At 67.6% G+C, this 17,240-nt stretch carries 16 protein-coding genes; 11 read left to right on the top strand and 5 right to left on the bottom strand.

Annotated elements, in window-relative coordinates; genetic code table 11:
- Nucleotides 1–25: 25 nt before the first annotated feature.
- Entirely contained in the window at nt 26–1,069 is a 1,044-nt protein-coding gene (locus ACEU5R_RS17945; RefSeq protein ID WP_103274509.1) for a Fe(3+) ABC transporter substrate-binding protein, read from the bottom strand.
- Between the two features lie 371 nt (nt 1,070–1,440).
- Between ACEU5R_RS17945 and ACEU5R_RS17940 the strand changes: the two genes are divergently transcribed.
- Nucleotides 1,441–2,217, top strand: a complete 777-nt coding sequence (locus ACEU5R_RS17940; protein WP_103274508.1) for a ferredoxin--NADP reductase — start codon at nt 1,441–1,443, stop codon at nt 2,215–2,217.
- 154 nt (nt 2,218–2,371) lie between these two features.
- Here the strand turns inward: ACEU5R_RS17940 and ACEU5R_RS17935 are convergent, their stop codons facing one another.
- Genes ACEU5R_RS17935 through ACEU5R_RS17925 form a run of 3 tightly spaced genes read right to left on the bottom strand, consistent with a single transcriptional unit; the run spans nt 2,372 to nt 5,110 of the window.
- Nucleotides 2,372–3,337, bottom strand: a complete 966-nt coding sequence (locus ACEU5R_RS17935) for a Bug family tripartite tricarboxylate transporter substrate binding protein (protein ID WP_392411086.1) — start codon at nt 3,335–3,337, stop codon at nt 2,372–2,374.
- 34 nt (nt 3,338–3,371) lie between these two features.
- On the bottom strand, nt 3,372–3,755 hold the full coding sequence (locus ACEU5R_RS17930) for a hypothetical protein (RefSeq protein WP_103274506.1): 384 nt from the start codon (nt 3,753–3,755) through the stop codon (nt 3,372–3,374).
- Entirely contained in the window at nt 3,752–5,110 is a 1,359-nt protein-coding gene (locus ACEU5R_RS17925; protein ID WP_103274505.1) for an acyclic terpene utilization AtuA family protein, read from the bottom strand. The genes ACEU5R_RS17930 and ACEU5R_RS17925 overlap by 4 nt, the downstream gene beginning before the upstream one ends.
- A gap of 94 nt (nt 5,111–5,204) precedes the next feature.
- Here ACEU5R_RS17925 and ACEU5R_RS17920 point away from each other — a divergent pair, with 94 nt between their 5' ends.
- The 5 genes from ACEU5R_RS17920 to ACEU5R_RS17900 all read left to right on the top strand — a co-directional run bounded on the left by ACEU5R_RS17920 (nt 5,205) and on the right by ACEU5R_RS17900 (nt 10,584).
- Entirely contained in the window at nt 5,205–6,104 is a 900-nt protein-coding gene (locus ACEU5R_RS17920; RefSeq protein ID WP_392411085.1) for a LysR family transcriptional regulator, read from the top strand.
- A 221-nt stretch (nt 6,105–6,325) separates the two neighbouring features.
- Nucleotides 6,326–6,712, top strand: coding sequence for a Rid family detoxifying hydrolase (locus ACEU5R_RS17915; RefSeq protein WP_103274503.1), 387 nt, complete (start codon nt 6,326–6,328; stop codon nt 6,710–6,712).
- Between the two features lie 39 nt (nt 6,713–6,751).
- Nucleotides 6,752–8,842 carry an ATP-dependent DNA helicase RecG gene (gene recG / locus ACEU5R_RS17910; RefSeq protein WP_392411084.1) on the top strand — a complete coding sequence of 697 codons (2,091 nt, stop codon included), beginning with the start codon at nt 6,752–6,754 and terminating at the stop codon, nt 8,840–8,842.
- A gap of 60 nt (nt 8,843–8,902) precedes the next feature.
- A complete protein-coding gene (locus tag ACEU5R_RS17905; RefSeq protein WP_103274501.1) occupies nt 8,903–9,853 on the top strand; it encodes a LysR substrate-binding domain-containing protein in 951 nt (316 codons plus the stop codon).
- 230 nt (nt 9,854–10,083) lie between these two features.
- On the top strand, nt 10,084–10,584 hold the full coding sequence (locus ACEU5R_RS17900; RefSeq protein ID WP_103274500.1) for a Dps family protein: 501 nt from the start codon (nt 10,084–10,086) through the stop codon (nt 10,582–10,584).
- Nucleotides 10,585–10,722: 138 nt separating this feature from the next.
- Here the strand turns inward: ACEU5R_RS17900 and ACEU5R_RS17895 are convergent, their stop codons facing one another.
- Nucleotides 10,723–11,328, bottom strand: a complete 606-nt coding sequence (locus ACEU5R_RS17895) for an RBBP9/YdeN family alpha/beta hydrolase (protein ID WP_392411081.1) — start codon at nt 11,326–11,328, stop codon at nt 10,723–10,725.
- 268 nt (nt 11,329–11,596) lie between these two features.
- Between ACEU5R_RS17895 and ACEU5R_RS17890 the strand changes: the two genes are divergently transcribed.
- From ACEU5R_RS17890 to ACEU5R_RS17870, 5 genes are all read left to right on the top strand, one after another.
- Nucleotides 11,597–12,724, top strand: coding sequence for a branched-chain amino acid ABC transporter substrate-binding protein (locus ACEU5R_RS17890; RefSeq protein WP_103274499.1), 1,128 nt, complete (start codon nt 11,597–11,599; stop codon nt 12,722–12,724).
- Nucleotides 12,725–13,005: 281 nt separating this feature from the next.
- Complete coding sequence (locus tag ACEU5R_RS17885) at nt 13,006–13,707, top strand: response regulator (RefSeq protein ID WP_392411079.1); 702 nt, start codon at nt 13,006–13,008, stop codon at nt 13,705–13,707.
- The gene (locus ACEU5R_RS17880) at nt 13,700–14,989 is read left to right on the top strand and encodes an ATP-binding protein (RefSeq protein WP_392411078.1); all 1,290 of its coding nucleotides are present in this window, start codon (nt 13,700–13,702) and stop codon (nt 14,987–14,989) included. The genes ACEU5R_RS17885 and ACEU5R_RS17880 overlap by 8 nt, the downstream gene beginning before the upstream one ends.
- Before the next feature lie 198 nt (nt 14,990–15,187).
- Nucleotides 15,188–16,249 (top strand): serine hydrolase, encoded by a 1,062-nt coding sequence (locus ACEU5R_RS17875; RefSeq protein WP_233772440.1) that lies wholly within the window; start codon nt 15,188–15,190, stop codon nt 16,247–16,249.
- A gap of 68 nt (nt 16,250–16,317) precedes the next feature.
- Complete coding sequence (locus ACEU5R_RS17870; RefSeq protein WP_103274497.1) at nt 16,318–17,214, top strand: MipA/OmpV family protein; 897 nt, start codon at nt 16,318–16,320, stop codon at nt 17,212–17,214.
- Nucleotides 17,215–17,240: the final 26 nt, after the last annotated feature.

Below are 17,240 nucleotides of genomic sequence, written 5' to 3'. Positions count from 1 at the left end.
CGCCCGAGGGCGCGGCCACCGTGCATCAGTTGTCGAAGCCGACCTTGTCGACCAGCTCGCTGGCCTGCTTGCGATGCTTGGCGATTTCGGTCAGGGGCAGCGGGTCGATCTTGAGCTCGCCGAAGCTGGCGATCACGGGGTCGAGCTTCACGCCCTTGCGCACTGGGTATTCATAGTTGGCCTGGGCATACAGCGCCTGGGCGGGCTCGGACACCAGGTAATCCAGCAGTTTAATGGCGTTGGCCTTGTTGGGCGCATGCGCGGCCACGGCGGCGCCGCTGACGTTGACGTGCGTGCCGCCGCTCTTGGCGTTGGCGAAGGTCGGACGGATCACCTTGATGGCGTCGCCCCACTTGCGGGCGTCGGTGCCGGCTTCGGCGTTCTTCATGTGGCCCACGTAGTAGGCGTTGGCCAGGCCGATGTCGCAGATGCCGCCCAGGATGTCGCGGGCCACGTCGCGGTCGCCGCCGGCGGCCTTGCGGGCCAGGTTGGCCTTCACGCCGCGCAGCCATTTCTCGGTGGCTTCGGCGCCGTCGTGCGCGATCATGGAGGCGATCATCGCGGTGTTGTAGGGGTGCTGGCCGGAGCGGATGCAGACCTTGCCCTTCCACTTGGGATCGGCCAGGTCTTCATAGCGGAAGGATTCCAGCTTCAGGTCTTTTTCGACGTACAGCACGCGGTCGCGCAGCGACAGGGCGTACCACTTGCCGTCGGCGCCGCGCAGGTTGGCGGGGATGACGGATTCCAGCGTTTCGGACTTGACCGGCTGGGTCACGCCGCCGTCGACCAGGTCCAGCAGGTTGCCGATGTCCACGGTCATCAGCACGTCGGCCGGCGACTTGGCGCCTTCGGCCTTGACCCGCTCGAGCAGGCCGTCCTTGACGAAGACGGTGTTGACCTTGATGCCGCTTTCCTTGGTGAAGGCGTCCAGCAGCGGTTGGATCAGCTTGGGCTCGCGGGTGGTGTAGAGGCTGACTTCCTCGGCGGCCTGGGCCTGCACGGCGAAGGCGGCGGCGCCGGCCAGGGCCAGGACGCGCAGCAGGGAATTCAGTTGGGGACGCTTGGACATGAAACAACTCCGGCAAGAGGGCGCGGGAAGGGCTGCCTTCCTGCGAGGTGTGCCTGCGGCCTGAGCACATGGCCGGGCCGCATAACGAAAATGATTATCAAATGGAAGTGCGACGATACCAGGAAGATTTCCACCGTTCAACTGCGCGTAAGGAGGTGTGACCGGCGCTTGATCCCCATCAATACGGCATAAGCGTATTACGGAATAATGAGAGCAATTATCATCGAGACCCTGTAGAATAGGGTCAACCCTAATGCCGACCGCCGCCTTTTCACTCTTGCCAGCTTTTGAGTGCGGCTCGGAAACCATCCTCGCGGAGCGCGGACGGGCCGCAAGCCCGGCAACGCCGAACCGCCCATAATTGATACGACATGGCTGCTTTCAATACTGAGCGCGTGCTGAGCGTGCACCACTGGAACGACACCCTGTTCTCCTTCACCACCACGCGTGACGCGGCCTTGCGGTTCCACAACGGCCACTTCGTCATGATCGGCCTGGAAGTCGAAGGCAAGCCGCTGCTGCGGGCCTACAGCATCGCCAGCGCGAACTACGAAGAAAACCTCGAGTTCCTGAGCATCAAGGTGCAGAACGGCCCGCTGACGTCGCGGCTGCAGCATCTGAAGGAAGGCGACACCATCCTGGTCAGCCGCAAGCCCGTCGGCACGCTGGTGGTCGACGACCTCAAGCCCGGCAAGCACCTGTTCCTGTTCGGCACCGGCACCGGCCTGGCGCCCTTCATGAGCATCATCAAGGATCCGGACGTCTACGAACGCTTCGACAAGGTCATCCTGGTCCACGGCGTGCGCTGGGTCAGCGAGCTGGCCTATGCCGACTTCATCGGCAACGAGCTGCCCAATAACGAATTCTTTGGCGAGATCGTGCGCGACAAGCTGGTCTATTACCCGACCGTCACGCGCGAGCCTTTCCGCAATCAGGGCCGTATCACCGAACTGCTGGAAAACGGCAAGCTCTGCCAGGACATCGGCATTCCCCAGATCAACCCCGAGACCGACCGCGCCATGATCTGCGGCAGCCCGCATATGCTGGCCGACATCAGCGCCATGCTGGACGCGCGCGGCTTCACCGTGTCCCCGGGTGTGGGACAGCCGGGTGACTACGTGGTGGAACGCGCGTTCGTCGACAAATAAAGCGCCGCGCCGATCCCGCCGCACAGCGTGTTCGCCGAAGTACAAAAAGCCCATCGCATGCGATGGGCTTTTTGCTGGGCGCGGCGTATATCCGACCCACGCCGCGCGGCCGGTACGCGGAGCACCGGGCGCCGCGCATGCCGGCGCGTCGTGCTCACTCGGGCTGGATCCCCGCCTTCTTGATGATGTCTCCCCATTTCGCCGCTTCCGCCTGCTGGAAGCGGGCCAGCTCTTCGGGCGTGGAGCTGGCGGGGTCGGTGCCCGTCTGCGCATAGAACTGCTTGGCCGGCCCGCTTTGCGTGGCCTTGACCAGCAGTTCGTTCAGGCGCCTGGCCACGTCCGGCGGCGTGCCCGCCGGCGCGTAGGCCGCGAACCAATAACCCATTTCATAGCCCGGCACGCCGGCTTCCGCGATGGTCGGCACCTCGGGCGCCAACGGCGAGCGGGCTAGTCCCGTGACGCCCAGGGCGCGCAGCTTGCCGGACTTGACCTGGGGCAGGCCGGTGGCGGTGTCGGTGATCATCATGTCGATCTGGCCGCCCAGCAGATCCGTGACGGCCAGCGGATTGCTCTTGTAGGGTACGTGCAGCAGCTGCACATTGGCCATCTGTTGCAGCAGCTCGCCGGCGATGCGGCTGCTGGAGCTGCCGCTGCCGAAGCTGAGCTTGCCGGGCGACTGGCGCGCCTGCGCGATAAAGTCGCCGACGCTCTTGGCCGCCGAATTCGGATTGACCACCATGATCTGGCCGCCCTTGCCCAGCAGCGTCAGCGGCGCATAGTCCTCGACGGGCCGGTAGGTCAGCGTCTTGTACAGATGCTGGTTGGCGGCGTGCGTGGTGTTGGTGGTGATGAGCACGGTATAGCCGTCGGGCGCGGCGCGCGCGGCGGCGGCCGCGCCGATCATGGCGCTGGCGCCGGGCTTGTTCTCGATCACCACGGCCTGGCCGGTCTGCTCCGTGACGCCCTGGCCGATGGCGCGCCCGATCTGGTCGGTGGCGCTGCCGGCCGCGAAGGGCACGATGAAGGTGATGGGCTTGGCGGGGAAGGACTGGGCCGAGGCGGCCAGCGGCAGGGCGGCTGCCAGCAGCAAGGCGAGCCGGTTCCGAAGGGGCGTGCGCATCGTGTGTCTCCTGTGTGTGTTCTTGTAGGGTGGATCAGGCGGCCGCTGGGCGGTCGCCAGGTATGTCGGGCAGACGGGCGGCCAGCGCGGGGCTGACCTGCACCGTCATGTCCAGCAATCGGAAGGACAGGCTCTTGCCGTGAGCGTCCAGGTTGAGCGCGTCGTTGACGCCGCCATCCAGCGCGTTTTCCAGCACGAAGTTCATCGCGTGCAGGCTGGGCAGCAGGTAGCGGACCACGCGGCGCGGATGGCGGCTGGCGAACCAGGCCGCCACGCGGGCTTCGCTGACCTGGGCGGCCAGGATCGCGTAGCATTCCGGGTCCCAGGCGATCAGGCTCAGGTTCGAGATGTCGCCCTTGTCGCCCGAACGGCCATGGCCGAGGCGATACAGGGGCACGCTGACGAGGTCGGCGCTCATTGCGGGATCTCCTCCAGGAAGCGCCAGCCGGCGCGCACCGCGTCGCGCGGGATGGTGCAGGACATCATGTTCAGGCGCGGCCGCAGGGCGGTGCGCACGCCGCCGCCGCCGGCCGGGCCGCAGGTGTAGAGCGCGGTCACTTCGCGCAGCAGCCGTTCGGCCTGGGCGCGCTCGGCGTGCGTCGCGGCCAGGCGCAGGCGCACGTCGCGCGCCCGGCCTTCAGGCAAGCCGGCCAGCATGTCGCCGCCGTCGTCGCCCAGCACGCTGACCACGCCGATGAGATCGGCGCGCAGTCGCAGCGCCGCGCCCAGGCGCCGGCGCACGATGTCCGCCGCCTGCCGGGCACGCGCTTCGGCCTGCACGCCGGCGTAGGAAATCTCCGCCTCGGCCAGCCAGCCGCCGCGATAGCAGACGTTGACCTTCAGTTCATCGGGACGGGCATGACCGGTGACGCCTTGCACCGCCACGCGGTCGGCGCCCAGCTCGACCACGCGGGCCTGGCTCAGGTCGGCGGTCACGTCCGGCGTCAGATAGCGGGCGGGATCGTGGACTTCGTACAGCAGCTGTTCCTTGGCCGTGCGGGCATCGACCATGCCGCCGGTGCCGTCGGCCTTGCCGATGACGAACTCGCCATCGGACTGGATCTCGGCGATGGGGAAGCCGGCTTGGTGCAGATCGGGCACGTCCTTCAAGCCCGGCACGCTGAAGTAGCCGCCCGTGACCTGCAGGCCGCATTCCAGCATGTGGCCGGCGATGGTGGCGCGTCCCAGACGGGGCCAATCGGCCGCGTCCCAGCCGAAATGGGCCAGCGCCGGTCCCAGCGTCAGCGAAGGATCCGCCACGCGGCCGGCGACCACGATCTGCGCGCCCGCGACCAGCGCCTGGGCGATCTCGGCCGCGCCCAGGTAGGCGGTCGCGCTGACCACGTCCAGGCCGTCCAGCGCCCCGCCCAGCCGTTGGCGCAGCAGGTCGCGCTGCCCGGGCGCGTCCAACGCATCGCCGTGCACCACCGCGATACGCGGCGCGGCCAGGCCCTGCCGCGCGGCCAGTTCCGCGATGCGCCGCGCCGCGCCCTGCGGGTTGGCCGCGCCGAAATTGCTGACGATGGCGATGCCGTGGCGCTGGCAGTCGCCCAGCACGGGGCCGACCAGATCATCCAGCAGCGGCTCGTAGCCAAGGCGCGGATCCTCGTTGCGCGCCAGCTGCGCCAGCGCCAAGGTGCGTTCGGCCAGCGTCTCGAAGATCAGCGTGCCGCCGCCGCGCGCGGCCAGCGTGCGCACCACGGCGGGCGCGCCGTCGCTGCGGTCGCCGGAGAAGCCGGAGGCGCAGCCGATATGAAGGGGAGAGCGGGGCATGGCGTTCATGGACGGGCACAGGTTGGGGGCCACTATAGGCAGCGTCCAGTCATCCGTAAAATAGAAATATCGGATCAATTCATAGAGAAAAGCCATGAATCTCTCTGCCCGCCAGCTGCGCGCCTTCGTGGCCCTGGCCGACGAGAAGCACTTCACGCGGGCGGCGCAGCGCTGTCACCTGACGCAGCCCGCCTTCAGCGCCCTGATCCGCCAGCTGGAAGACAGCGCCGGCCTGCGCCTGTTCGACCGCGACACACGCAACGTCGAGCTGACGGCGGAAGGGCGCGTGCTGGAGGCCTCGGCGCGCCGCCTGCTCGCCGACATGGAACTGGCCATGGATGATCTGCGCGACCACGCCGCGCGGCGCCGGGGCCGGGTGACGCTGGCCGCGTTGCCGTCGCTGGCGGCGGGCTGGCTGCCCGGCCTGCTGGCGGGCTTCCGTGAGCGGCATCCCGGCATTTCGATCGACCTGCGCGACGCCCTGCTGGATCCCTGCCTGGACATGGTTCGCAGCGGGCAGGCGGATTTCGCGGTGGCCTCGGAGCGGCCGGACATGAGCGAGCTGGCGAGCGAATTCCTATACGCCGACCGCTATTTCCTGGTGTGCCGTGGCGATCATCCATTGGCTCAGGTGGAGCAGGCGCGATTGCGCGACATCGCGCGCTATCCTCTGATCCAGCTGGCGCGCGGCAGCAGCGTGCGCAAGCACCTGGACGTGGCATTAGGCGCGGCCGCGCCACCGCCGGTGTTCGAGGTGGAGCATCTGGCCACTGTGACCGGCCTGGTCAGGGCGGGGCTGGGCGTGTCGGTGGTGCCGGCGATGACATTGTTCCATTTCGGCGGCGAGGACTTGCGCATCGTGCCGCTGGCCGGACGCGCGCTGACGCGGCCCCTGCACTTGGTGCGGCGCGAGGGGCGCAGCCTGTCGGTGGCGGCGCAGGCCTTGTATGACCTGCTGCGGGAGCGGCGCGTCGAGCTGGGTGGAGAGGGATAGACTGGCGGGAGGCCCTGTGGGACGGGCACAGGCCGTACATCATGCTGTCATCGGCGTGGGTAACATGACAGGGCCGCGGCCTTGCCGCCATCGTTTGCCGCGTCGCTTCAGTGGTGGACCCGCCGCGCACCGTGGCGGCAAGCCGGAGCTTTCGCAATATGCTATTGGTGATTAAAATCCGATAGTTCAAGCATCTGTACGACCTTACAAGGATTCCGCCCATGAGCAAGCAAATCATCCACACCGACGCCGCGCCCGCCGCCGTCGGCCCTTACTCGCAAGCGGTCGCCGTCAGCGGCGGCAAGACGGTCTATCTGTCCGGCCAGATCGGCCTGGAGCCCGGCACCGGCGATCTGGTGTCCGAGAACTTCGACGCCCAGGTCCGCCAGGCGTTCGCCAACATGCAGGAAGTCATCAAGGCGGCCGGCGGCACGCTGGACAACGTCGTCAAGCTGACCCTGTTCCTGACCGACCTGGGCAAGTTCGCGGCCGCCAACGCCATCATGGCCGAGATCATTCCTCAGCCTTTCCCGGCGCGCTCCACCATCGGCGTGGCCAGCCTGCCCAAGGGCGCGCAGTTCGAGGTCGAGGCCATCCTGGTCCTGTAAGCACCACCGGGGCATTTCATTACCGAGGCGCGTTCCTCCATGCCGGCCGCCGCAGCGGCACCCAAGCGCGCGAGCGCTGCCAAGGGCGGCGCCGGCAAACCGCTGACGGATACGGAGCGCAAGCTCCGCAATCTGGGTCTGGTGTCGCCCGAAGACTTCGTGCTGCATTTGCCGCTGCGCTATGAAGACGAGACCCGCGTGGTTCCGATCGCCTCGTTGCGGCCGGGCTTTTCCGCGCAGGTCGAAGGCGAGATCACCAAATCCGAGGTCCTGTACCGCCCCAGGCGTCAGCTGACGGCCACGCTGGCCGACGACAGCGGTGAGCTGCAATTGCGCTGGCTGAATTTCTACCCTAGCCAGCAGAAGCAGGTGACCGTGGGCAAGCGTCTGCGCGCGCGCGGCGAGGTCCGCGGCGGCCTGTTCGGCCGCGAGATGGTGCACCCGCGCATGGTCAACGCCGATGCGCCGCTGCCCACCGCGCTCACTCCCGTCTATCCCAGCACCGAAGGCCTGCCGCAGCTGACGCTGCGCCGCGCCATCGCGCAGGCGCTGGATCGCGCCGACCTGTCCGACACCCTGCCGCCGGTGGCGCGCGAGCGCTATGCGCTGCCGCTGTTCGAGCCCGCCATCCGCGCGCTGCACACGCCGGCGCAGGGCGAGTCGGAGCAGGCGCTGCTGGAACGGGTTCACCCGGCATGGCGGCGCATCAAGTTCGACGAGCTGCTGGCGCAGCAACTGTCGTTGGCCGCCGCCCGGGCCGCGCGGCGCGTCAAGGAAGCCGCGCCGCTGCCGCCCAGCGACGCGCCGGACGGGGTGGTGGCCCGGCTGTACGAAACCCTGCCGTTCAAGTTGACTGGCGCGCAGCAGCGCGTCGTGCGGGAAATCGCCGCGGACCTGGCGCAGCCGTATCCGATGCATCGCCTGTTGCAGGGCGACGTGGGCAGCGGCAAGACCGTGGTCGCGGCCATCGCCGCGGCCCAGGCCATCGCGGCCGGGGCCCAGGTGGCGTTGATGGCGCCCACCGAAATCCTGGCCGAACAGCACTTCCGCAAGCTCGCCGCGTGGTTGCAGCCGCTGGGCGTGAACATCGCCTGGATGACCGGCAGCCTGACGGCCAAGGCGCGGCGCGAGGCCGCCGCCGCCGTGGCCGAGGGCAGCGTGCAGCTGGTGGTCGGCACGCAGGCGCTGATCCAGGACCATGTCGAATTCCACCGGCTGGGCCTGTCCATCGTCGACGAGCAGCATCGCTTCGGCGTGGGCCAGCGCCTGGCGCTGACCAAGAAGGGCGAAACCGTGCGCGGCCGCATCGTGCCGCACCAGCTCAACATGAGCGCCACGCCCATCCCGCGCACGCTGGCCATGACGTTCTTCGCCGATCTCGACGTGTCGGTCATCGACGAGCTGCCGCCCGGCCGCACGCCGGTGGTGACCAAACTGGTTTCGGACGCGCGCCGCGAGGAGGTCATCGCGCACATCGCCCAGGCGGCGCGCGCCGGCCGTCAGGCCTACTGGGTCTGCCCGCTGGTCGAGGAAAGCGAGGCGCTGGAATTGCAGACCGCCGTCGATACCTACGAAGGCATGCGGGCCGATCTGCCGGACCTGCGCATCGGCCTGGTGCATGGCCGCCTGCCGCAGGCCGAGAAGGCGGCGGTGATGCAGGCGTTCCGCGAAGGCGAGGTCGACCTGCTGGTGGCCACCACCGTCATCGAGGTGGGCGTGGATGTGCCCAATGCGTCGATGATGGTGATCGAGCACGCCGAGCGCTTCGGCCTGGCCCAGCTGCACCAGCTGCGCGGGCGGGTAGGGCGCGGCACTGCCGAATCGGTCTGCGTGCTGCTCTATCAGACGCCGCTGTCGCAGATCGCGCGCGAGCGCCTGCGCGCCATGTTCGAGACATCCGACGGCTTCGAGATCGCCCGGCGCGACCTGGAGCAGCGCGGCCCCGGGGAATTCCTGGGCACGCGGCAGTCCGGCATGGCGCTGCTGCGCTTCGCCGACCTGGAGACCGACGCGGCCATCGCCGAGGATGCGCGCGACGCGGCGGTCTGGCTGCGGGCCGAGCATCCCGACGCGGTCCAGGCGCACCTGGCGCGCTGGATGCGCGGTCGCGAGGACTTCCTGCGCACCTAGATGAACCACCCTAAACTTTTCGCCGACGGCCCGCTGGCCGCCGCATAACCCGGGGGGCGTATGACTCTCACCGAACTCAAGTACATCGTGGCGGTGGCACGCGAGCGCCATTTTGGTCGGGCTGCGGAGGCCTGTTTCGTCAGTCAGCCCACGCTTTCCGTCGCCATCCGCAAGCTCGAGGACGAGCTGGGCGTGACCCTGTTCGAACGCGGCGGCGCCGAGGTCGGCGTGACGCCGATCGGGCAGCGCATCGTGGCGCAGGCGCAGAAGGTGCTGGAGGAAAGCGCCAGTATCAAGGAGATCGCGCGCCAGGGCCACGATCCGCTGGCCGGGCCGCTGCGCGTGGGCGTGATCCATACCATCGGTCCCTACCTGCTGCCGCGCCTGGTGCCCGAGCAGATCCGTCGCACGCCGCAGATGCCGCTGCTACTGCAGGAAAACTTCACCGTGCGCCTGGTCGAGTTGCTGCGCCAGGGCGAGATCGATTGCGCCATCATGGCCTTGCCTTTGCCGGAGGCCGGCCTGGTCATGCAGCCGCTATACGATGAACCCTTCGTGGTGGCCGTGCCCAACGACCATGAACTGGCGAAGCAGGCCGCCGTCGACGCGCAGGACCTGAAGCAACAGACCATGCTGCTGCTGGGCAGCGGCCATTGCTTCCGCGACCAGGTGCTGGAGGTCTGTCCCGAGCTGTCGCGCTTTTCCGCGGCCAGCGACGGCATCCAGCGCACCTTCGAGGGCTCGTCGCTGGAAACGATCCGCCACATGGTGGCGGCGGGCATCGGCGTCACCGTGCTGCCGGTGACCGCTGTGCCGGAGCAACCTCCCTCGAACAGCCTGCTGCGTTACTTGCCGTTCGAAGGCCAGGTGCCGGAACGCCGCGTGGTGCTGGCCTGGCGCCGCAGCTTTCCGCGACTCGCGGCGATCGAGGCGCTGGCGCAGGCCGTCTATGAATGCGGGCTGCCGGGCGTGCAGATGCTGGCGGGCGAGGTCACGGCAGAACAGGATTAGCCCACCCCCGAGCGCTCCCGCGCTCCCCCCTCAAGGGGGCATGCCCACGGACCGGCGGAGCCGGCTCCGTGGCATCCCGCGGGCAGTTCCTGGCTGCGGAGCGTGATTCGCGATTGCAGCGTTTAGCTCTTGCGTGGCTTGAGCCGCATCAATGTTGGGTCGGTGTGCGGTCCCAAGTCTGTCGTAGCAGCAGTGTTATCCTTGCTCAGTCCATTCAACAGGAGTCATCGATGGCCAAGTCCTCCAAGAAGACCACCAGTGTTCCGCGCATCAACATCGGCATTTCCGACAAGGATCGCGCCGCGGTTGCGGGCGAGCTGTCCAAGCTGCTTGCGGATTCGTACACGCTGTACCTGATGACGCACAACTTCCACTGGAACGTCACGGGGCCAATGTTCAATACGCTGCACCTGATGTTCATGACGCAGTACACCGAGGAATGGAACGCGCTGGACAGCATCGCCGAGCGCATCCGGGCGCTGGGCCACTACGCGCCGGGCACGTACCGCGAATACGCCAAGCTGTCGTCGATCGCCGAGCCGGACTCGGTGCCGGAAGCGCTGGAAATGGTGCGCCTGCTGGTCAGCGCCAACGAGTCGGTCGCCAAGACCGCGCGCGCCGCCTTCGAGAAGGCCGACGCCGCCAATGATCAACCCACGGCCGATCTGCTGACGCAGCGTCTGGACGTGCACGAGAAGAATGCCTGGATGCTGCGCAGTCTGCTGCAGTGATTCGGCGCGAGCCGCGATAGCGCGGCCGATCAACCCCGCCACGCACCCTCGCGTCGCGGGGTTTTTTTGTGGACCCCCAGGATGGACAACTCCGTCCGGGGGAGAAGGCGTGTATCGGCGAACGCCGTGTGGCGCGTTTCAGCCCTGGTGCGACAAGGGGCGCACGGGTACCGGCGAGATGCGCTCGGGCGGCGGCGAGACCCGCCACGACGAGCGCCGGCGTAGCGCGCCCAGCAGTTTCAGGCCCTGGGGCCAATCGCCCAGCCCGCTGTCGGCGTTGATGTGGCCGGCGCCGGGCACGACCACCAGGCGGCTGCCCCAGTGTTCCGCGAACAGGCGCGCGCGCTCCAGGCGGCAATAGGGATCGTTGTCGCTGGCCACCACCACGCTCTGGAAGGGCAGCGAGGTCCGGGGGATCGGCGCGAAGCCGCGCAGACAGTCCGGGGCGTCGGCGCGTTCCACGTCTGCCGGCGCCACCAGCAGGGCGCCCGCCACCTTGGCGCGCAGCGGCACCGGCAGCGCGGCGCAGGCCAGGCAGCCCAGGCTGTGCGCTATCAGCAGCACCGGACTGCGGGCCTTGTCCACTTCGGCCGCCACGGCGGCGGTCCATTCGGCGCAGGACGGCTGTTCCCAGTCCCGCTGCTGCACCCGTATCGCGTGCGGCAAGGCGTCCGCCCAGCGGGATTGCCAGTGATCGGGTCCGGAGTTTTTCCATCCGGGGACGATGATCGGTTGGAGTCTCATGGCGGCCATGATGCCGCGCCGGCTTAGTAACGCAAACGAATAAATCCTCTTTTACATATATCCCTGAAGGCATAAGGGAAATGCGGGAAAGTGATGCGTCCCATCAAGTTTTCCGCACAAAAAAAGGCGGGCCGGAGCCCACAATGACAGTGATCTTTCAGTGTATGCTTTGCCGTGCAAACGCATAGCAGCCGGGCGGAATTCACTGATAAAGCCGGCCTACGCCCGGTGAAAACCAACGATTACATGCCAATAGAGGAGTCCACTCATGAAGCCAGCATTCCGTCTGACCCCGGTCATCGCCGCCTTGGGTGTTGCCGCAGGGTTGACGTTCGCAGCGGGCGCGCAAGCCCAGACGATCAAGATCGGCGTGGTCGGCCCGACCACCGGCCCGGTCACCCAGTACGGCGACATGGTCCGCGAAGGCGTTGACACGGCGGTCGAGCGCATCAACGCCGCCGGCGGCGTCAATGGCAAGAAGCTGGAAACCGTCGTCATCGACGACGGCTGCGAACCCAAGCAGGGTCCGGTGGCCGCCAACCGCGTGGTCAACAGCAAGATCGGTTTCGTGGTTGGCCACGTCTGCTCGGGCGCGACCATCGCCGCCGCCGACGTCTACAACAACGAAGGCGTGGTCATGGTGACCCCGTCGGCCACCTCGCCGGCGCTGACCGACGGCAAGAACTACGAGTTCATCTTCCGCACCATCGGCCGCGACGACCAGCAGGGCCCGGCCGCCGCCAAGTTCGTCCTGGAAAAGCTCAAGCCGAAGAAGGTCGCCGTGCTGCATGACAAGCAGTCCTACGGCCAGGGCATCGCCACCGCGGTCAAGAACGACCTCGAGAAGGGCGGCATCCCGGTCGCGATCTTCGAAGGCATCAACGCCGGCGACAGCGACTACTCCGCCGTCATCACCAAGCTCAAGAGCGGCGGCGTGGACTTCGTCTACTACGGCGGCTACCACCCCGAAATGGGCCTGCTGCTGCGCCAGGCGGCCGAACAGGGCGTGAAGGCCAAGTGGATGGGTCCGGAAGGCACGGGCAACCCGGACATCAACGCCATCGCCGGCGACGCCGTCGAGGGCATGCTGCTGACGCTGCCGGCGGACTTCAGCCAGAGCGCCGCCAACGCCGAGATCGTGAAGGCCTTCCAGGCCAAGAAGCGCAACGCCGCGGGCGCGTTCCAGATGACCGCCTACACGGCCACCCTGGCCATCGCCGACGGCATCAAGGGCGCTGGCAGCGAGGATCCGGCCAAGGTCGCCAAGTTCCTGCACGCCAACACGCTCGACACCCCGATCGGCAAGATCTCCTGGAACAAGCAGGGCGACCTGACGAACTTCCAGTTCGACGTGTTCACCTGGCACAAGGACGGTTCCAAGACCGTCTACAAGTAAACCGGCGCATGCCGGAACCGTCCCCGGACCCGCAGCGCGCGGGTCCGGGGAAGGGCTCGCGACGGGCCGGAAGCCTAGCGTTCCGGCCCGTTTCCTATTGGGCGGCCAGGCGGAGCGTCGTGCCTGTCCGAGGGCGGCCCGCCCTCGCGGACGGTGGGCCGAAACCGCCGATTTGGCTCGGTCCGTCCGGACTCGGGAACCGGGCCGGGCCGCTATGGTCGAACGCCGATTCCCGACTTTTGCGTAGAATGCGGCGCAATTGAACTCTTTTTGTGGACATCATGACCAAGGCCCTGCTAGTCGAAGACGATCCCAAGCTATCGCGCCTGATCGCCCAGTTCCTGGAGCGACATGGGTTCAACGTGGCGCAGGCCTATCGCGGCGACCACGCGGTCGAGGCGTTCCGCAGGCACGATCCGGCCATCACCATCCTGGACCTGATGCTGCCGGGCCGCGATGGCCTGCAGGTATGCCGCGACCTGCGCGCGTTCTCTTCCGCGCCCATCCTGATGCTGACCGCCCGCGAGGACGATCTGGACCAGATCCTGGGCCTGGAGTCGGGCGCGGACGATTACGTCATCAAGCCGGTCGAGCCGCGCGTGCTGCTGGCGCGCATCCGCGCGCTGCTGCGCCGGCACAGCCAGCTGGACGAACCGCCGGAGCGTCTGGAATTCGGCCCGCTGGTCATCGACCGGCGCACCCGCGCCGTGGTGCACGCGGGCGCGGAGGTCGACCTGACCACCATGGAATTCGAGATGCTGTGGGCGCTGGCCAGCCAGGCCGGGCAGGTGCTGACCCGCGACGACCTGCTCAATGCCGTGCGCGGCATCGAGTTCAATGGCCTGGACCGCAGCGTCGACGTCTGCGTCAGCAAGCTGCGCCGCAAGCTGGACGACGACCCGCGCGATCCGGCGCGCATCAAGACCGTGTGGGGCAAGGGCTATCTGTTCTCGCCCAAGGCACACGAGGGCGAGGATGCTTAAGTTCGTCCTGCGGCTCTTCGTGGTGCTGGCGGTAGGCTTCGTGATCTCCAACGAGATCGTGGACCGTTCCGCCAACTACCTGTTCGAGCCGGTCAGTGATGCCTATACGCGCGAATCGGTGCGCGGCCAGATCCACAGTCTGGTGCAGGAGCTGTCGCGCATCGAGCCGGCCTCCCGGCAGACTCACATCGACGACCAGCTCGCGCCGTACTACGGCCTGCGACTGCGGGTCGTGAACGCGCGCGATTACAACGCCAGCGACAAGGAACGGCAGGCCATCCGCGCGGGCGATTTCTTCATCCGCGACAAGATGCAGACCTTCGTGGCCGGCATCCCGGGCGCGGGCGGCCAGTGGCTGGAGCTCAAGCTGCCGCCCGAACCGTCGATCGGACCCTGGGTGATCGCGGCGGTCTATTCCGCGCTGGGCCTGCTGCTGTGCGCGTTCATGCTGGTGTGGGCGCTGCCCATCTGGCGCGACCTGGAGGCGCTCAAGACGGCGGCGCAGCGCATGGGCCAAGGCGACCTGCAGGCGCGCGCCCGGCTGTCGCGCCATTCCAGCATCGGCAATCTGGGTGAAACCTTCAACCAGATGTCCGAGCGCATCGGCGCCCTGATCAGCAACCAGCGCGAACTGACCAACGCCGTCTCGCACGAGCTGCGCACGCCCATCGCGCGCCTGTCGTTCGAGCTGGACATGATGGGCCGCGAACGGGACGAGGCCGCGCGCGCGCGCCTGATCGAGGAAATGAAGAACGACGTGGCCGAGCTGGACAGCATGGCCTCCGAGTTGTTGATGTATGCGCGGCTGGAGCACAGCGACGGCCTGGCGCTGCAGGCGCAGGACGCGCGCGGCTGGCTGGACTCCGTGGTCCAGCATGCCGATTTCGAGGCTGGCCAGCGCGGCGTGCGTTGCGAGGTGGCGCTATGCCAGGTGGCGCAGGTGCACCTGAACCAGCGCTACATGACGCGGGCCCTGCTGAACCTGCTGCAGAACGCCATCCGCTACGCCGGTGGCAATATCCGGGTGAGCCTGGTCTCGCCCGCGCCGCGCGAGTATGTGCTCATGGTGGACGATGACGGTCCCGGCATTCCTCTGGCGGACCGCGAGCGCATCTTCGAGCCGTTCATCCGGCTGGACGAAAGCCGCGACCGCGGCACCGGCGGTACCGGCCTGGGGCTGGCGATCGTCAGCCGGGTGGCGCGCTGGCACAACGGCACGGCCGAGGTGGTGGACAGCCCGCTGGGCGGGGCCCGTTTCATCATCAGCTGGAAGGCAGCCTGAGCGCTGCGACGCTGCCCGGAAGGCCGCTCTGGACGGGCATCTTCAATAAACTTCACAAACATCCTGTCCAATCTTTACAAACTCCATACAAAGCAGGAAAGAACGGAGCTTGACCCATCGATAGCATGACGGCAGTTCTCATCAGAGGCTTTGCCGCACGTCATGTTCCCGTTTGCCCGTACCCTTGTCCTAGGCGCATTGCTGGCTTTTGCCGGCGGTTGCCAGGGCGTGCCGCCGGCCAAGCCGCCGGCCATATCCAAGGGCGACTATCACGCGGTGGTGAGCTATCTCACCAAGCGCATTTCCCATGACCTGAGCGCGCTGGACGTGCCCGGGCTGTCGATCGCGCTGGTCGATGATCAGAAGCTGGTCTGGAGCGCCGGGTTCGGCTATGCGGATGAGGCGCGCCACCGCAGCGCGTCCAGCGACACGCTGTACCGCGTCGGTGCGATTTCCAAGCTGGTGACGGCGGCGGGCGTCATGCGCGCCGCCGACGACGGGCGCCTAGCGCTGGACATGCCCGCGGCGCAGGCGCTGCCGCAGTGGGAGATCCAGCCGCGCCGCGCGGCCATGCAATGGCTGGGTGCGCATCCGGTCACCGCGCGCAGCCTGCTGACGCTGCGCCCGGACACGCCCGAGGACACCATGGGCAGGGCACGTTCCGACATGGGCTATGCCTTGCTGGGCGACATGGTGGCGCACGCGGCCGAAGAGCCCTTCGACACCTATATGCGTCGCGCGATCCTGCGCCCGCTGAACATTTCCCGCGCCGGCTACCAGGCCGATGAGCGCATGCTGGAGCTGCGCGCCGCCGGCTATCGGCGCGGCAAGCCCTGGTCGGAAGCGCCTCTGGACAACGCGGCCGCCGAGGGGTTGTGGATGAGTTCGTCGGAGATGGCGCGCTTCAGCAGCATGCTGTTCGCCGAAGGCCGCTACCGCGATACCCGAGTGCTCAAGGCCGAGTCCGCGCAGGCGATCCTGAACCTGGAAACCGTGGCCGATGGCATCAGCCTGCCTTGCCGGCTGGCCCTGTCCTGGCTGGTCGCGCCCTGTGACGAGGACGGCGTCGCGGGCGACGCGATGCGTTCGCACAGCGGCGCTACCGAAGCCTTTCATTCCCGCTATGTACTGGCCCCGCGCGACAAGCTCGCCGTGCTGGTCATGAGCAATGCCGATACGGCCGAGCCGCTGGTGGCATCGGTTTCGACGCTGGCCATGACGCTGATGCGCCAGGCCAAGTACGGCGACGACGTCCGCTAGATTTGACGCCGCGTGCCGCGCGGCGGCTGTAAGCAGTACCTCCTCAACCTCGTTTCCCTGGAAGCTCTATGAAGCGATCTACCCTGTTAGTCCTCAAGCCGCGCCGCGTGGCCGCCGCATGCACCCTGGCCCTGCTGCCTGTCATTTCGATGGCGGCCGAGGATGGCGCCGGCAACGCTTCCGGCAAGCGCGGCGCCACATCTCGCGAACTGGAGGTCGCCAGGGGTGGCGCCACCGGCATGGTGCAGGACCAGTGGTCCTTCTACGGTACGGTGGGTGGCGCCTATGTGCCGCGTTACAGCGGCAGCGACGAGAGCGTCGCGGTGCCCGTGTTCGGCTTCGGCGTGCGCAGTCCCTACGGCATTTTCCTGAACACCGACCATGGCCTGGGTTGGGAAACCAACACGATGGGCAGCACGTTCCGCATCTACGTTGGCCCCAGCGCCTCGCGCAAGGACCACAAGAAGGGCCTGGAAGGCTCGAACGCGCTGCGCGGCATGGGCGACATCAAGAGCCGCGCGCAGGTTGGTTTCGACGCGGAGACCGACGTCGGCCCGGTGACACTGTCCGCCTCGGTGCAGCACGCGTTCAAGAAGGGTGACGACCGGGATACCGGCAGCGCTTACACGCTGTTCAACCTGGGCGCCAGCGCCAAGGTCTATGACGGTCCGGCCGGCAAGATCGGCCTGTCGCTGAACAGCACCTTCGGCGACGGCAACTACATGCGTACCTGGTACGGCGTCAGCGGCCGCCAGTCGGCCAAGTCCGGCTATCGCAAGTACGAGGCCGAGGGCGGCCTGGAAAGCATCGCGCTGGGCGCGGTGTGGTCGTATCCGCTGAGCAAGTCCTGGACGCTGACGGCCGCCGCCGAGGCGCGCCGCCTGTTCGGCGACGCCAAGGACAGCCCGATCGTGAAGGAACGCAATCAGTACTCCGTCGGCACGATGGTCACGTACACGTATTGATGGAAGAGGGCGGGGGGTTCCGCCCC

Origin of the sequence: Achromobacter sp. 413638 (assembly GCF_043119405.1) — a bacterium.
Taxonomy (GTDB): Bacteria; Pseudomonadota; Gammaproteobacteria; order Burkholderiales; family Burkholderiaceae_B; genus Achromobacter.
Note: the sequence above shows the minus strand (reverse complement) of the source record. Positions and strands in the feature narration are given on the sequence as shown.

What these genes read in the sequence shown, in the direction of transcription:
- ACEU5R_RS17945 (WP_103274509.1), bottom strand. Translation starts at nt 1,069, where the DNA reads ATGTCCAAGCGTCCCCAACTGAATTCCCTGCTGCGCGTCCTGGCCCTG.
- ACEU5R_RS17940 (WP_103274508.1), top strand. Translation starts at nt 1,441, where the DNA reads ATGGCTGCTTTCAATACTGAGCGCGTGCTGAGCGTGCACCACTGGAAC.
- ACEU5R_RS17935 (WP_392411086.1), bottom strand. Translation starts at nt 3,337, where the DNA reads ATGCGCACGCCCCTTCGGAACCGGCTCGCCTTGCTGCTGGCAGCCGCC.
- ACEU5R_RS17930 (WP_103274506.1), bottom strand. Translation starts at nt 3,755, where the DNA reads ATGAGCGCCGACCTCGTCAGCGTGCCCCTGTATCGCCTCGGCCATGGC.
- ACEU5R_RS17925 (WP_103274505.1), bottom strand. Translation starts at nt 5,110, where the DNA reads ATGCCCCGCTCTCCCCTTCATATCGGCTGCGCCTCCGGCTTCTCCGGC.
- ACEU5R_RS17920 (WP_392411085.1), top strand. Translation starts at nt 5,205, where the DNA reads ATGAATCTCTCTGCCCGCCAGCTGCGCGCCTTCGTGGCCCTGGCCGAC.
- ACEU5R_RS17915 (WP_103274503.1), top strand. Translation starts at nt 6,326, where the DNA reads ATGAGCAAGCAAATCATCCACACCGACGCCGCGCCCGCCGCCGTCGGC.
- recG (WP_392411084.1), top strand. Translation starts at nt 6,752, where the DNA reads ATGCCGGCCGCCGCAGCGGCACCCAAGCGCGCGAGCGCTGCCAAGGGC.
- ACEU5R_RS17905 (WP_103274501.1), top strand. Translation starts at nt 8,903, where the DNA reads ATGACTCTCACCGAACTCAAGTACATCGTGGCGGTGGCACGCGAGCGC.
- ACEU5R_RS17900 (WP_103274500.1), top strand. Translation starts at nt 10,084, where the DNA reads ATGGCCAAGTCCTCCAAGAAGACCACCAGTGTTCCGCGCATCAACATC.
- ACEU5R_RS17895 (WP_392411081.1), bottom strand. Translation starts at nt 11,328, where the DNA reads ATGAGACTCCAACCGATCATCGTCCCCGGATGGAAAAACTCCGGACCC.
- ACEU5R_RS17890 (WP_103274499.1), top strand. Translation starts at nt 11,597, where the DNA reads ATGAAGCCAGCATTCCGTCTGACCCCGGTCATCGCCGCCTTGGGTGTT.
- ACEU5R_RS17885 (WP_392411079.1), top strand. Translation starts at nt 13,006, where the DNA reads ATGACCAAGGCCCTGCTAGTCGAAGACGATCCCAAGCTATCGCGCCTG.
- ACEU5R_RS17880 (WP_392411078.1), top strand. Translation starts at nt 13,700, where the DNA reads ATGCTTAAGTTCGTCCTGCGGCTCTTCGTGGTGCTGGCGGTAGGCTTC.
- ACEU5R_RS17870 (WP_103274497.1), top strand. Translation starts at nt 16,318, where the DNA reads ATGAAGCGATCTACCCTGTTAGTCCTCAAGCCGCGCCGCGTGGCCGCC.